The organism is Aquiflexum gelatinilyticum, assembly GCF_024813435.1.
In the GTDB taxonomy this organism is placed as follows: Bacteria; Bacteroidota; Bacteroidia; order Cytophagales; family Cyclobacteriaceae; genus Cognataquiflexum; species Cognataquiflexum gelatinilyticum.
Genome location: NZ_JANAEZ010000003.1, coordinates 35,330 through 50,255, shown reverse-complemented (window position 1 = coordinate 50,255; position 14,926 = coordinate 35,330). Strand labels below are relative to the sequence as shown.

12 protein-coding genes are annotated in these 14,926 nt (G+C 38.0%); 4 read left to right on the top strand and 8 right to left on the bottom strand.

The genetic code is table 11. The features are described from left to right. Position 1 precedes the first annotated feature (1 nt). The 5 genes from NK987_RS08180 to NK987_RS08160 all read right to left on the bottom strand — a co-directional run bounded on the left by NK987_RS08180 (position 2) and on the right by NK987_RS08160 (position 4,733). Entirely contained in the window at positions 2-817 is an 816-nt protein-coding gene (locus NK987_RS08180) for a prephenate dehydratase (protein ID WP_259263453.1), read from the bottom strand. Positions 818-820: 3 nt separating this feature from the next. After that, complete coding sequence (locus NK987_RS08175) at positions 821-1,189, bottom strand: DMT family protein (protein ID WP_258422526.1); 369 nt, start codon at positions 1,187-1,189, stop codon at positions 821-823. Between the two features lie 63 nt (positions 1,190-1,252). Further along, on the bottom strand, positions 1,253-2,479 hold the full coding sequence (gene aroA / locus NK987_RS08170; protein ID WP_259263452.1) for a 3-phosphoshikimate 1-carboxyvinyltransferase: 1,227 nt from the start codon (positions 2,477-2,479) through the stop codon (positions 1,253-1,255). After that, entirely contained in the window at positions 2,476-3,534 is a 1,059-nt protein-coding gene (gene aroB / locus NK987_RS08165) for a 3-dehydroquinate synthase (protein WP_259263451.1), read from the bottom strand. The genes aroA and aroB overlap by 4 nt, the downstream gene beginning before the upstream one ends. A 101-nt stretch (positions 3,535-3,635) precedes the next feature. After that, complete coding sequence (locus NK987_RS08160; protein WP_259263450.1) at positions 3,636-4,733, bottom strand: bifunctional 3-deoxy-7-phosphoheptulonate synthase/chorismate mutase type II; 1,098 nt, start codon at positions 4,731-4,733, stop codon at positions 3,636-3,638. 482 nt (positions 4,734-5,215) lie between these two features. On the opposite strand from NK987_RS08160, the gene NK987_RS08155 reads away from it, so the two are divergent. The 3 genes from NK987_RS08155 (at position 5,216) to NK987_RS08145 (ending at position 9,620) form a co-directional block, all read left to right on the top strand. Continuing rightward, positions 5,216-6,403 (top strand): proline dehydrogenase family protein, encoded by a 1,188-nt coding sequence (locus NK987_RS08155; protein WP_259263449.1) that lies wholly within the window; start codon positions 5,216-5,218, stop codon positions 6,401-6,403. An 84-nt stretch (positions 6,404-6,487) separates the two neighbouring features. Continuing rightward, complete coding sequence (lysS, locus tag NK987_RS08150) at positions 6,488-8,206, top strand: lysine--tRNA ligase (protein ID WP_259263448.1); 1,719 nt, start codon at positions 6,488-6,490, stop codon at positions 8,204-8,206. 199 nt (positions 8,207-8,405) lie between these two features. Then, positions 8,406-9,620: an arginine deiminase gene (locus tag NK987_RS08145; protein ID WP_259263447.1), complete on the top strand. Its 1,215-nt coding sequence runs from the start codon at positions 8,406-8,408 to the stop codon at positions 9,618-9,620. Positions 9,621-9,623: 3 nt separating this feature from the next. On the opposite strand, the gene NK987_RS08140 is transcribed toward NK987_RS08145, so the two are convergent. Together NK987_RS08140 and NK987_RS08135 are read right to left on the bottom strand one after the other, a co-directional pair. Then, positions 9,624-10,361 (bottom strand): hypothetical protein, encoded by a 738-nt coding sequence (locus NK987_RS08140; protein ID WP_259263446.1) that lies wholly within the window; start codon positions 10,359-10,361, stop codon positions 9,624-9,626. 133 nt (positions 10,362-10,494) lie between these two features. After that, the gene (locus NK987_RS08135; RefSeq protein WP_259263445.1) at positions 10,495-11,844 is read right to left on the bottom strand and encodes an Ig-like domain-containing protein; all 1,350 of its coding nucleotides are present in this window, start codon (positions 11,842-11,844) and stop codon (positions 10,495-10,497) included. Between the two features lie 771 nt (positions 11,845-12,615). Here NK987_RS08135 and NK987_RS08130 point away from each other — a divergent pair. After that, positions 12,616-12,993, top strand: a complete 378-nt coding sequence (locus tag NK987_RS08130; RefSeq protein WP_259263444.1) for a LytR/AlgR family response regulator transcription factor — start codon at positions 12,616-12,618, stop codon at positions 12,991-12,993. 165 nt (positions 12,994-13,158) lie between these two features. Here NK987_RS08130 and NK987_RS08125 read toward each other — a convergent pair whose 3' ends face one another. Then, complete coding sequence (locus NK987_RS08125) at positions 13,159-14,793, bottom strand: Ig-like domain-containing protein (RefSeq protein WP_259263443.1); 1,635 nt, start codon at positions 14,791-14,793, stop codon at positions 13,159-13,161. Positions 14,794-14,926 lie beyond the last annotated feature (133 nt).

Genomic DNA, 14,926 nt, shown 5'->3' with positions numbered 1-14,926 from the left:
CTTATTTCCTGCTTACATATTCACCAAAAATCTTCACTTCTCCCCCATTTTGATTGACTGCGTCGATGGCCTTCAGGTATTTGGCGTAATCGTCAAATTGCGCATCAATGAAAAACGCATAGTGCCAGGGATTTTCTATAACCGGAATGGATTGGATTTTACTCAAGTCAAGGTCATTGTCACTCAGCAAAGTCAGGAGCTTGGCAAGACTTCCCTTTTCATTTCTGATTGTGATTTTGAATGAGGCTTTATTGGGTTTTTCAGTTTGCTGCGGTTTGTCTTTTTGCAGGAGAATGAAACGTGTAAAATTGTTTTTGATCGTCTGAATGTCATCGGCCAGGATTTCCAAACCATAGATTTCTGCTGCTGTCGAGCTCGCAATTGCACCCAAGCCTTTGATTTTTTCATCCGAAATCCGCTTGGAAACAGTAGCCGTATCCACATCATCGATCAATTTGATGTCAGGATAATCCTCAAAAAAGCGCTTGCACTGAAGTAAAGCCATAGGATGGGATTTTACCTCCTTGATATCAGTAATTTTTTGCCCCGGCAAAACCATGAGGTTGTGGGAAATCGGTAGGTAGTATTCTTCAAAAATATGTAATTCGTGCCTGTCGATCAGGTCATAATTTGGGAGAATGGCGCCTGCAATGGAGTTCTCGATCGCCATGACACCGTAAGGAACCTCTCCTCTTTGCACCGCCTTGGCCACTTCCTCAAAAGTCCTAAAACCCTCGATTTCAGTATCCTCCCCAAAATAATTGAGCGCAACCTGATGGTGAAAAGAACCTGGAATACCTTGAATGGCGACTTTCATAAGCTATTTTTTGAAAATAAAATAAACCGCAAGCACCAAAAATCCAAATCCGATGATATGGTTTAGTTTGATGGTTTCATTCTTGAAAAATACCAAAGTGAAAATCATAAATACCACCAAAGTGATAACTTCCTGAAGCACTTTTAATTCTACCAAAGAAAAAGGCCCTCCGTTTTCTCTGAACCCTATCCTATTGGCAGGAACCTGAAAAATGTATTCAAAGAAAGCGATTCCCCAACTGATCAAAACGATCGAGATCAACCCAAGATTTTCAAACCATTTCAGGTCTTTGAACTTCAGGTGTCCATACCAAGCCATGGTCATAAAGGTATTGGAAAGGATCAAAAGAAGGATGGTATAGGTGCCTTTCATTTTTCAAAAGAGATATGAGACTGGAGATGTGAGATTTGAGACAATAGTATCGAAGTCTTTTGTCTATTGTCTATTGTCTATTAAGGAAACGTGCTTCCAAAAACTCGGATAGGATTTGTTGACAACGCTAGGGTCTTCGATGATCACCTTTGTTTTGGTCATCAGCGGCATAAATGCCATGGCCATCCTGTGGTCATCATAGGTGTGGATATGGACCTCATGAGGCATTGTCACGGAAGGAATCAAGGTAAACACTTCATTTTCTCCTTCTTTGAGTTGGGCATTGAACTTTCCTAATTCTTGCTGCAAAGCATAAATCCTATCAGTTTCCTTGATCCTCAAACTTTCCAATCCTGTAAATTTTGTCTTTTGACCAATGATCGCACAAGTCACAGCTACTGTCTGTGCAAGATCCGGGCAATGTGTAAAATCCCATGAATCAAGTCCTTTGACAGGTTGTTTGGTGAGTTTGACCCCACCATTTTGAAATTCACTTTTGACACCTAGCCTGTCCATGATGTCCACGATTTTGGAATCTCCTTGCAGGCTGTTTTCTTTCAGGCCTTCCAAAAACAATTCTCCTTCATCTGAACATGCCAGTAAACTGAACCAATAACTTGCTCCCGACCAATCACTTTCGACATTGAATTGGGTAGGTTGATAAGCTTGATGGGAAACTTTGATGAAATTTCCTTCCCAAGTATACTTTATGCCAAAAGCACCCATGAGTTCAAGGGTCATTTCTATATATGTCCTCGATCCGATTTTTCCTGTCAGTTCCAATTCGAGTCCCATAGGAAGTACCGGCGCAATCATCAACAGTGCTGAAATGTATTGGGAACTGACGTCTCCCCGGATAGTGATTTTATTAGTTTTTTGTTCTTTCAGGCCATGAATGGCCAAAGGTGGAAAACCTTCCTTATTCATGTAATGGATTTCCGCACCTATTTCTCTCAATGCATCCACCAAAATACCGATTGGCCTTTCACACATACGAGGCGTTCCGGTCATGACCTTATTCTGGTTGGTTGCAGCAGCTAAAGCAGTCAAAAACCGCATGGTCGTACCGGCATCCAAAACATCAAAGATTGCCGGATTTTCTCCAAGCAACCTGATCATGGTCTGTGTATCACGCGCTTCGGCAAGATTGCTCAGTTTGTTCTCACCTTCTGTAAGCGCATCGATGACCAAAGCCCTGTTGCTTTCACTTTTGGAAGATGGAAGCGGGATGACTGTAAGTTGAAAAGCACTAATCTGGCTTAGAAATAAAGTTTCCAAGGTTTGATTCATTGGTTTAATGGTACGTGGGAGGTTAATGAGTGGTAATATAAAATGGCTTCTTTGATTTCTTCGGCTGTTCCTTTGATGTTGTAATCACAATTGCCTATTCTTCTCAAAAGTGAAAAGTTTACCGTTGATCCTTCATTCTTTTTATCCTGACTGCACAATTTGATGATATCATCGATATCAACTTCGGAAAACTGAAAAACCCCGTAAATTTCAGTCAAGGCATCAGTGATGGTCTGAAGGTCTTCTTTTGGCAATCCTGATTTTTTGTGGGAAAGATAAGCTTCGCAAATCATTCCTACCGCGATGGCTTCACCATGCAGTAAATGTTTATCTGTATTGAGGTAAAATGACTCGAAAGCATGTCCGATGGTATGTCCAAAATTCAAAATTTTTCTCAATCCCGCTTCTTTGGGATCTTTTTCTACCACTTCCCTTTTGATCTGAACAGATTTTTCAATGATTTCTCGCCAATTTTGCTTTTCCCAATCACTGATTTTTAAACAAGAAAAGTAGTTGGCATTTTGGATCAAGCCGTGCTTCAAAACCTCAGCGTAACCCGACCGGAGTTCTTCATGAGGAAGGGTTTGGAGAAAAATTTCAGAAATCAAAACGAGTTCTGGTTGGGTAAATACGCCTATGTGGTTTTTGAAACCATTGAAATCAATCCCCAATTTTCCTCCGACACTTGCATCCACCTGAGAGAGCAAAGTTGTCGGAATATTGATAAATCGGATTCCTCTTTTGTAAGTTGCCGCACAAAAACCTCCCATGTCCCCGGTTACTCCTCCACCAAGATTGATGATCAAAGCTTTTCTGTCAAAGCCTTCATCAGTCATCCATTGCCAGATCTGTGTACAGGTATTTAGATTTTTGTTGGTTTCACCGGCTTCAAAAGAAAAATGTCTGTACCCATCCGGCAAGAGCTGCTCTATGATCGGAAAGCAGAATTTTGCGGTATTGGAGTCGGAGATCACTCCCAAATGAGAATACTCAACCTGGTCCAGAAACTTACTCAAATCAAGCGAGATGTTGTTGGAAAATATTACTGACTCCAAAATAGGTGAGATTAATTGTATAAATGGAACTGAAAATCAAAATATCAGGTGAGAAGTAAAAGGTAAGAAGTTCTTGAAACCTCTTACCTCTTATTGACTTCTTACTTTTTCACGGCATCAGCTTCTCTCAATTGCTTTTCTTGTCTTTTTACCGATTCTTCGTGAATACAGTAAAGCAATTCTTTCATGAATTTCTCTGAGAGGTTCTTCTGAACACCCTTCTGGGTACGAGATTCCATGACGAATTTCCACCTATCTGATTGGAATACAGTAAGGTGATGTTCTCTTTTATAGGCACCGATTTGATCGATCAAGGAAAATCTCTCCTGTAAAATATCCAACAATTGATCGTCCAAATGATCAACTGCAGATCTCAAATCATTCAATCTTTCTCCAGGGTTTTCACTTCCTAGGGTATCTTTGAAATCAATTAAAGAAAGGATTTCTTTCAATCTTTTTGGCGTAACCTGCTGCTTGGCATCAGACCAGGCGTTATCCGGATCATGGTGAGTCTCAATCATCAAACCATCAAGACCAAAATTGATTGCTCTTTGGGCTGTTTCCAAGATCCCTTCTCTGTTACCTACAATATGACTCGGGTCGTTGATCACTTCCATTCCTTTCCACTCTCTTTTAAGGTGGATAGGCATTGACCAATTAGGCTTGTTTCTGAATCTTTTGTCATAAGAATCAGAAAATCCTCTGTGGATTGCCGCCAATTTATTGATTCCGACTGCATGCATTCTTTCCAAAGCACCGATCCAAAGCTGCAAGTCTGGATTCATTGGGTTTTTGATCATCACAGGAATGTCCACTCCTTTGAGCGCATCGGCGATTTCCTGTACTGCAAATGGATTGACAGTAGTTCTGGCTCCTACCCAAAGTACATCGACTTTGTGTTTCAATGCCAATTCCACGTGAGCAGCATTACCAACCTCGGTTGTGATGGGGATATTGAGGTGATGCCTCACAATTTCCATCCATTTCAAACCTTCTTCACCTATTCCTTCAAAGCTTCCCGGTCTCGTTCTAGGTTTCCAGATTCCTGCGCGGAACATATCAGGAACCATGTTTTCTTTTTTCATGTCCAGGCAGACTTTTTCGATCTGCTCAGGAGTTTCAGCACTACAAGGTCCTGCGATGATGACATGGCCTTCTATTCCGAATCCCCAGTCTTTGATTTGTAAATGGTCTTTCATGATTTGATAGGTTTAATAAAAAAAGCCCGACTCTTTCGAACCGGGCTTTTTTTGCTTTATGATTTTTTAGATTTTTTCTAGACAATAAGCAACTCCGATTCGGCTTTGAAGACGAAAGTAAAAGTAATAAAAGCTAAAGAAGGCGAATGCTGCGATTAACATGTTTCAAAAGTAAGAGCCTCTTTTTTAAAAACAAATTAATTTATAAATAATTTCTTACTCTTTATTCAAAAATCAGACGAACCATTAAGAATTCAATAAGTACAATCAGAAAATAAGTATATTTCAAAATATAATTTTGCATTGGGGTTTGAAAAAGATGAAATCAAATTGGCTTTTTCGCTGATTATTGGATATTCATATATCCAAACATTCATAATCAGGTTTTTGTAATTTACTCCATTATATATGGCATCAAATAACAAAACATTCCCCTACCCCATGAGGTTTTTTTAATATATTTGCCCCGTAATTTGAGTTATATGCCTGTCAAACCCAATATTTCTTTTGAAAATCTTGAAGTTGCCTTTGCTTCAAAATCCAATGCTGAGCTAAAAAAAATGTACCTGATTTTCGCTACAGTCAACAACAATCTAGCTGTAAGTGTTGGAACCAAGCTTGCCAACTGGTCTTTTGCCCTTGGCCTCCCCATCAAGGGAATCATGAAAAAAACAATGTTTGGACATTTCTGCGGAGGAGAAGACATCAATGATTGTCAGCATGCATTAGAAGAATTGGCCAAATATCATATCCATACCATCCTCGACTATTCTGTAGAAGGAGAAGGCGATGAAGCGAGTTATGAAGTTACAAAAAATGAGATCCTAAGGACTATAGAAAGATCCGCCGGTGATGAAAATATTCCTTTTGCCGTATTTAAAGTCACAGGACTTGGTGATTTTGAGATCATGACCAAAATCCAAGATGGTAAAACTTTAAATGATAAGGAGAAGACTTCATTCGATAAACTCAAAATCAGGATTGATGAGCTTTGCAAAGCGGCCTATATTGCAAATACCAAAATATTGATAGATGCGGAGGAATCTTGGTTCCAGGATGTGATCGATGGAATGGCCTATGAAGCGATGGAAAAATACAACAAGCAATCCTGCATTGTATACAATACATACCAGATGTACCGGCATGATTCACTTGCAAAATTGAAAAAAGACCATAAGGTTGCCTTGGAAAAAGGATATTTGCTAGGCGCTAAATTAGTCAGGGGAGCATATATGGAGAAGGAAAGAGACCGTGCCGCAGAAAAGGGATATCCAAGCCCGATCCAACCAACCAAAGAATCTTCAGACAAGGATTATAATGCCGCCCTTGAATTTTGCATGGAAAACATCAAATCGATGGGCTTGGTATCCGGATCCCATAACGAAAAAAGCAACTATCTTTTGACGGAATTGATCTCTAAATATGGAATCAACCCTTCTGATGATAGTGTTTATTTTGCTCAGCTATATGGTATGAGTGACAACATTTCCTTTAACCTTGCAAAGGCAGGCTACAATGTAGTGAAATACGTCCCTTATGGACCGGTAGAAAAAGTAATGCCTTACCTATCCCGAAGGGCAGAAGAAAACACCTCGGTTGCCGGCCAAAGCAGCAGGGAATTTGATCTGGTCAAAAGGGAAATGGCAAGACGAAAAGCGGCTAAGAAATAGAGGTTATTGGTTATTGGTTATTGGTTATTGGTTATTGGTTATTGGTTATTGGTTAAAAATTATTTGAACTGAACAAATAGAGAAATGCAGGTATTAAGCGAACAGGAATTAGAAAGAAGAAAAGACCGGGAAGAATTGATGAAGTTGGGTATTAACCCCTACCCTGCTGAATCATTCCCTGTCAACGTGACAACAGAAGATATTCACAAAAACTACGAAAACAGAAAAACTGACTATAAAGACATTTCCATTGCAGGGAGATTGATGACCAAAAGAATCATGGGTTCCGCTTCCTTTGCTGAAATCCAAGATTCAACAGGAAGACTTCAAATTTATCTCAGAAGGGATGACTTGTGTCCCGGTGATGACAAGACTTTTTACAACACAGTATTCAAAAAACTTTTGGGAATTGGTGACTTTATTGGTCTGAAAGGCTATATTTTTACAACCCAAACGGGCGAGATTTCTCTCCACGTCACAGATTTGAAGATTCTTTCAAAGTCCATCAAACCCCTTCCTGTCGTCAAAAGAGATGAAGAAGGGAATATCTATGATGGCTTTACAGATCCTGAGATGAGATATAGACAGCGGTATGTGGACCTTACGGTCAATCCTGAAGTGAAAGAGGTTTTTGTAACAAGGTCAAAGGTCATTACCAATATGCGCCGTTACTTTGATGACCACGGATGGCTTGAAGTGGAAACTCCCATCTTGCAGCAGGTACATGGAGGGGCAGCAGCACGTCCGTTCAATACTTACCACAATACCCTGGATATGCCTCTTTACCTGAGGATTGCCAATGAATTGTACCTCAAAAGATTGATTGTCGGTGGTTTTGAAGGTGTTTATGAGTTTGGTAAAATGTTCCGAAACGAGGGAATGGACCGTACCCACAACCCCGAATTCACCAGCATGGAAATCTACGTAGCCTATAAAGACTACATCTGGATGATGGAAATGGTGGAGGATTTGATTGAAAAAATCACCCAATCGATCCATGGTACTACTGTCGTCAAAGTAGCTGACAAAGAGATTGATTTTGCCGGGCCATACAGAAGGCTGACTATGTTTGATTCCATTAAAGAATATGCAGGAATTGATGTGAGCGAAATGGATGAATCAGGTCTTAGGCAGGTCTGTCTAGATCTGGGCATTCAGGTGGACAACAGTATGGGTAAAGGCAAATTGATTGATGAAATATTTGGCGAAAAAGTGGAAGCCAATCTGATACAACCAACGTATATCACCGACTATCCTGTAGAAATGACACCCTTAGCCAAAAAACATAGATCCAAAGAAGGATTGGTGGAACGATTTGAGTTATTTGTCAATGGAAAAGAAATCGCCAATGCTTATTCGGAATTGAATGACCCGATCGTTCAGCGGGAAAGGTTTGAAGATCAATTAAAATTGGCGGCAAGAGGTGACGATGAAGCCATGGCCATGGATGAGGATTTTCTCCGTGCTTTGGAATACGGCATGCCTCCGACATCTGGTTTGGGAATCGGAATAGACAGACTCACGATGTTGCTGACAAACAAAACCACCATACAGGAAGTCCTATTTTTTCCGCAAATGAGGCCTGAAAAGAAATTGAAAATTGCTTCAGATGAGGATTTTATGGAATTGGGCATCCCAATCGGATTGCTGCCTGTAATCAGGGACATGAATATCCAAACCATCGAGCAGTTGAAGGAAATGGATCCAAACAAGCTCTTTAATGATGTTTGTGGAAGGAGAAAGAAACTGAAACTAGAAGTTTCTAACCCTACAAAAGAGGATGTAGAGAAGTGGCTTTCTTGATATTGGAAGAATTTAAATTAAAGACCGGAAACATGTTTTCGGTCTTTTTCTTTTTATAAAAAAACTAACCAACTCAATAAAAAATTTAATGCTCATTTTTTTATATTATTAAATTTTTACGCTATTTTTTGATTAATTTATAATGATTAAATATAATTGTTAATTATTTATCAAATAAACATACTATTCATTAAAGTAAATGAACCTACGCCTCAACTCAGAATTTGGAACCTTGAAAGCGGTTTTGATGCACCGTCCCGGAAAAGAAATTGACCGGCTTACCCCTTACAATAAGGAATTACTTCTATTTGAGGATGTTCCTTATCTTGAGGCGATGCAAAAGGAGCATGATTTTTTTACTGACCTGATCAAACAAACCACCGGAGCGCAGGTGTATAGGCTTCATGAATTGTTGATTCAGGTTCTCTCTAACAGGGAGATATTGGAAAAACTCATGCATGACGCTTTGACTAAATCCGGTCTGACCCATTTTAAGGAACATATTCTTGACCGATTGTCCACCGCTGAGTGCGCAACGGCATTGACTGCAGGAGTAAAAGTCCATGAACTCAAACGGAAAATCCCAAACCTGTCCTCAGGCGAGTTGTTGGATTATGCATTTGTCATTCCTCCAAGTCCCAACCTGTATTTTCAAAGAGATCCAATGGCCATCACGCCTGGAGGAATCATTTTCTCAAGTATGAAAAAAGAAGGGAGACAAAGGGAAGCCAATATTCTTAGGGCAATATTTGAAAACCATGTCGATTTCAAAGACCATGTAAACCGTCTCTATCCTATCAACGGTCATGATTCTCCGCCAAGTATTGAAGGAGGGGATGTAATTGTTTTATCCAAACATGCTGTGGCCATCGGAAATTCTGAAAGGACAGATGAAAAAGCTATTTACCATGTAGCCAAAGCCTTATTGGCTGAGGGAAGCGTCGAAAGAGTCTATGAAGTTCACTTACCTAAAAAAAGACAATATATGCATCTGGATACTGTTTTTACGATCTTGGATGAAAACCTTGTATTGACCTATCCGGATGCACTAAACTCTGTCCTTCAGACTTCACTTTACACTTTGAAAGATATACATGACGACAAAGTAAATATCAAAAGACAGGTTTTGAATGAATCCCTTTTAACAGTTTTGGAAAAAGAAATTCCTCATCTTGAGATCCTTTCCACAGCTGACGGAAAACCTGATTATTCTATGAGAGAGCAATGGTTTGACGGTGCCAATGTATTTGCAATAGGGCCAAGAAGGGTGATTTCCTACAACAGAAATATCCACACCAACCGTGCTTTGAGAAATATGGGGGTAGAAGTCCTTGAAATACCATCATCAGAACTCTCAAGAGGCCTTGGCGGGCCTAGGTGCATGACAATGCCGCTGAGCAGGGCAAAAATTTAGAAACTATTCTTTTGAATAGTTTCTAAATTCATATTTCGCCCTCAGGTATAAATGGTTTCCCAAGCTATCCACCCGATAGCTTTCTCTCTTTTTAGGAAAAAAGATCCCGGTAGAATTATCCCAATCCAAGTTATATACCATACTGAAATGATCACTGGTTTTGACTTTGTAGCCAATAATCTGATAAGATTCTTTATCAAAATAATACCACCAAATATCTACGGCACAATCATTTGGATCACCGTCAATCACTTGTACAGTTTCTACTTCCCTCCCATCTTCCAATAAATTAAGGCCTTGATATTCTAATTTTTTGGTTTGTTCAAATAGGTCAAAAGGTTTTGTCAATACATAATAGGCTGCATCAATATCTTTTTTTTTACTAGCCAAAAAGCCCTCATTTTGGATTTCATTTTCCCCCATCCAATACCCAGTCCTTACCCCGTCAAAAATCACTTTGTGGACAAGGCTGTCTTTTTTCCAAGTAATTTTAGCTTCAAAAAATGGCTGATGCCTAAATTCAAGATTTTGGATCGAATGTGTTTCAACCTCTCCATTTTCAAGAAATAGCCAAGATTCTTTTTCCAATGAAAAGGAATTTAAAGATTTCCAAGTTTCACCACCCCCATGAGCAATAATTGACTTTTCGATGATTGCTTTTGCTTTTTTTTCAGCAGATGGGGTGCAACAGGTAAACAAACCAATCAAAATGGCAATGATACAGACGGGTCGGAATTTCATAGACTCTTTTTGAATTTATATGGTTTCAAATGTAACAAGTCAATTACTCCATAAAAATCTTTTCCCCTAAAATAAAAAAACCTGAGGAAATTTGATTTCCCTCAGGTTGATTTGATTAAGCTTAAAGTTCTTTTTAGTACCCTGTAGATTTTTCAGAATCAAGTTCGGCATTTCTACGGGCATTAAGGAACCCAGGATCAAGCCTGCTGTTTTTTAATTCGGTTATTGGTGCAGTATCTATTTGTGCCACTCCTGCCAATACCTGGTTATTTGCCCTATTATAATAAAGTGCAAAATCATTTGGCCCAAGTTCTATCACCGAGGCACAGGCAATAGTCACATTCGTCATATCCCGTGTTATTGGATGTGGCCTTAATGAAGATTGGGGAAGCAAATTATTTCCACAATCAACCGCATTCCCCACATTCCTCATAAAGGCCCCCATATTGATAAGGAATTGATTTTCAACAGATAAACCGACATTAGTATAGAAACCATCCCATTCACCTATGAATATTATCCTTCCTCCCTCTTCAGCAAAAATTTTCATCTCATTAATTTCGGCGACAGTATAAGCGATCATCGGCAACCAAAGAAATAATACCTTCACATCCTTAGGTATAGATACTAGTGTCCCTGCAGTGGAAGAAATATCTTCAATTACAAAGCCTTCATTTTGAATTAAATTCCTCAGAGGATTAAATCTAAGTGAAGAACCACAGGCAGGAGGGGTGTCAATCACGGTAAACCTTGAATTTCTTCCACAATCAAACCAAATTTTATCACCCGAATTTCTTATTCCAATAGTTTCAAAATTAATTAAATTTTTAACCAACAGTTGATTGTTAGGATTTTGCATCCTAATTTCATCGAACACATTAAAATCATTGAATACCACTACATCTCTTCCGGGTCTTGGGCCAATTGCCTCCTGCACAAACAAATCAGCAGAGCCAGTCACATCAAATAATTTTGCACTAACTTTGGTCAAACCAAATTTCTTACCTTTTGCCAAACCGTTTTGGTCTACTGATGCAACTTCTTCTTCTGAAACAAACCACTCTACTTTCAAATTCTCCAATAATTCTCCATAAAAATTATACACTTTTGCTTCAAATTTTTGCTCGCCATCTACCAGTATTGTCGCTTCTTTTGGTGTAATTTCAATACGGGCAGGGCATGTTTTATCTTCAAGCCTATATACAACTCTTAGAGTTTGTTTTTCGACCAATGGTACGATATTGTTATCCAATTTTTTGGTTTCTTTGGATACTATAGCCACATCCACAAAACCCAGAACCTTTTCTCCTATTCGAACCCTAACCCGGTATATTTTCCCTTTTTCCGCCCTTGATTTTGAAGTATCCCATTGAGCTTCATAAAACTCTTCTACAGAATTTAAAATGATTTTATTTGAACCTGATCCTTCCCTTGAAAATGAATGAAGTACAGTCTTGAATTCGAAATCATCACTGATTTCCACTATTGGCGATAGATTTGGGTTAAACTTTCCATTGAATTTTGGCTCTTGGCCTATGGTAGGTGCCAAAAAATAAAATTCATCCACATTGCCACCATTTGCAGCATCGGATATACCCATTTTACCGAAAGTGGAGGATAATGATTGAGATAAAACTGCGATGTCGTTATTGATATCCTCATCGTCAAAAATGCTTTCTGAACATGACCATGCTACCAAAATAACTGATAAAAACAGCCAAAACTGAATTTTCCAAAGATTAGATTTTGGAATAGACTTTAAGTAATTAAAATAGGTTTTCATTTTTTTTAAAAATTAAACGTTAGAATTTGATATAGTTGTTGAATGAAGTAAAATCGTTTTTTAGCCTGATGGATATGATAAAATTAGAAATTCCAATCCATTAATGGTTAAAACAATCCTTATTGGGACAGGTCAATGTACAGTTGCCTTCATTTTTGGTACCATTACCTATTTTGAATGTGTAAAAAATCTTCAAAATATTCATTTTTAAATATTAAATATTTATTTAACCCTAAAAAAATGTTACACAAATAGTTTTTTCAGCATTTTAATTTCATATATTTATAATTAATCAAAGTGGGAATTACTTTTTTCCAAGATGATTGGTTAAATTAAATATGTCTGCTTGAGTATTACAAAGTACCTCTGTTTTGAATCTGTAATGTTTTGATTAAAAATTATTTGGTTTTTAATGGATTATTGCCCTCTAAATAATCCGCTTTTATATAATATCCATACCCTAATGAAACCATGGAAAGGATAAAAAATATGATGGTATCAAAAATTGCCATTCCCATTTTGAATGGTTTTGAAATCCTGAACATCTATGAAATTATAAGGTGTGAAGCAAATGGGAATTATTGTAAAATAATCTCACCCAATATTCATGATGCCAAACAAACTGAGGTTAGGTTAGTATCTAGAAATCTCAAGGAAATATGTGGTTATTTTTCACAAAAAGGTTTCATCAGGATACATCACTCCCATTTAATCAATCCTATATATATAAAAAAAATATTGAAATCTGAAGGAGGAACGATAGAAATGGTTGACGGAATAAAAATTAGGATTACCCAGAATAAAGAAACGGTCTTAAATGAAATTTTCGACAACGTACCGAAAATCTGAAAGCTCTAAAAGTAAAATTACCTTCCAAAACCCAAAAAATATTTATAAAAACTCAATTTAAAAGGCCTATTGGAAGCAAAAGGTGGCATTTTATCATTTTAAGAAAATCGACTAAAATAATCGCAGATTTTATCATGATTGGGTTATTTTTTTCAATTCCCGTTATCAATAGCCAGCAGTATTTTTGGAATTTGATTTGATTTTAAGATTCAACCCTTCAAAATTTCCCATAGAAACCAATTCAGAAATAGGCTGAGTCTCGATTTGGGCGACGCCTGCAAGTACAGAGCGGTTCGATTTGTCATAGAACAAAGCAAAATCGTTCGGTCCCAAATCAATTGCCGAAGCACAAGCGAAGGTTAGGTTTTCAATTCCCCTGGTTATTGGATGGGCTCTCAATGACGCGCTTGGGAGAGTGTTGTAACCACAGTCCACTGCCTTGCCTATGTTTCTCATAAAGGCTCCCATGTTAATCAAAAATTTATTTTCTACATCCAATCCCTGATTTCCATAGAATGCATCCCACTCCCCAATGAAAATGATCCTTCCTCCTTCTTCTGCAAATTTCTTTAGTGTGTTGATTTCTTCAAGGTGGAAATGAACAGTTGGAAGCCATAAAAAAATTACTTTTACATCAATCGGAATGTCAATCAATGTGCCAGCTGAAGAGGAAATATCTTCCAATACAAATCCTTCATTTCTAATTAAATTCCTTAAAGGATCATAACGTGTTGAGGAACCACAAGGAATGGGGTTTTCTTTCAGATGGGCAGAGGATCTGCCGCAATCAAACCAGATTTTGGTACCAAGATTCCTTATCCCAGGCGTAGAAAAATTGATAAGGTTCTTGACCATCAATTGATTATTGGGATTCTCTATTCCTTCGTCAAAAAAAGGATTGACATCATTGAATACAACGATATCCTTGCCAGGACGGGGGGATTCGTCATTTTCTTGAACAAAAATAAAAGCGGTTGCCGAAACATCATTTGCAGTAGCTTTAACAGCTGAAAATCCAAATTTCTTCCCAACCACAAGTCCATTTTGATCTGTTGAAGCAATTTCCTCATCCGAAACGGACCAGTTAATTTTTTGATTTTCCAGGACTTCTCCATAATAATTGTAGACTGTAGCCTCATATTGCTGCTTACCGGAGACCATTACAGTCGCTTCATTGGGTGACAATTCAATTTTTGCAGGACATATTTTTTGCTCAATCCTGAAGGCTACCTTCAAATTTTCATTTAGCCTCAGGGTTTGGATGTTACTGTTTGGTTCTCTGGCATTGTTTGATATGATCGCAAAATCTGCGAAACCGAGGATATTGTCATTTACCCTAACCCTGATTCTATAAATTTTTCCTTTTGTAGGTTTTGATTGAAGTGTGTTCCAATTCACAAAATAGAATTCCCCTTGCCTGTCAATCTTAACTTTACTTTCCCCATTTTCATTTAAAGTGAATCTTTGATGAATCACTTTGAAATCAAAATCATCACTTATTTCCACAATTGGGGATAAATCCGGATTGAATTTTCCATTAAATTTTGGTTGCTTTTCAACAGTTTGAGCAAGAAAGTAAAACTCCTCTATGCCATCATTGGCGGCATCAGAAATGCCGATTTTACCATATTTGGAAGAAAGGGACTGGTACTGTATGCTGATATCATCAATGAAATCCTCATCCTCAAAAAGATTGCCTGCACATGAACCCAACCCAATAAAAAAAACAAACAGTATGCATATCTTTGGTATATAGCCCAAATAGTTTGAAAACTCAATTTTAAAGGTCACTTTTCCCATGTGAATTAAATTTCTCAGATTTTCAATAATATCAGCCAGCATTCTATGAAAGAGAAAGTGGAGGAATTTACAATTGAAATGATTTTGATTAATTAATTACCGGGCTACAATCATTTACTACTGGAAATCAAAA

What these genes read in the sequence shown, in the direction of transcription:
- NK987_RS08180 (WP_259263453.1), bottom strand. Translation starts at nt 817, where the DNA reads ATGAAAGTCGCCATTCAAGGTATTCCAGGTTCTTTTCACCATCAGGTT.
- NK987_RS08175 (WP_258422526.1), bottom strand. Translation starts at nt 1,189, where the DNA reads ATGAAAGGCACCTATACCATCCTTCTTTTGATCCTTTCCAATACCTTT.
- aroA (WP_259263452.1), bottom strand. Translation starts at nt 2,479, where the DNA reads ATGAATCAAACCTTGGAAACTTTATTTCTAAGCCAGATTAGTGCTTTT.
- NK987_RS08160 (WP_259263450.1), bottom strand. Translation starts at nt 4,733, where the DNA reads ATGAAAGACCATTTACAAATCAAAGACTGGGGATTCGGAATAGAAGGC.
- NK987_RS08155 (WP_259263449.1), top strand. Translation starts at nt 5,216, where the DNA reads ATGCCTGTCAAACCCAATATTTCTTTTGAAAATCTTGAAGTTGCCTTT.
- lysS (WP_259263448.1), top strand. Translation starts at nt 6,488, where the DNA reads ATGCAGGTATTAAGCGAACAGGAATTAGAAAGAAGAAAAGACCGGGAA.
- NK987_RS08145 (WP_259263447.1), top strand. Translation starts at nt 8,406, where the DNA reads ATGAACCTACGCCTCAACTCAGAATTTGGAACCTTGAAAGCGGTTTTG.
- NK987_RS08140 (WP_259263446.1), bottom strand. Translation starts at nt 10,361, where the DNA reads ATGAAATTCCGACCCGTCTGTATCATTGCCATTTTGATTGGTTTGTTT.
- NK987_RS08130 (WP_259263444.1), top strand. Translation starts at nt 12,616, where the DNA reads ATGGAAAGGATAAAAAATATGATGGTATCAAAAATTGCCATTCCCATT.
- NK987_RS08125 (WP_259263443.1), bottom strand. Translation starts at nt 14,793, where the DNA reads ATGGGAAAAGTGACCTTTAAAATTGAGTTTTCAAACTATTTGGGCTAT.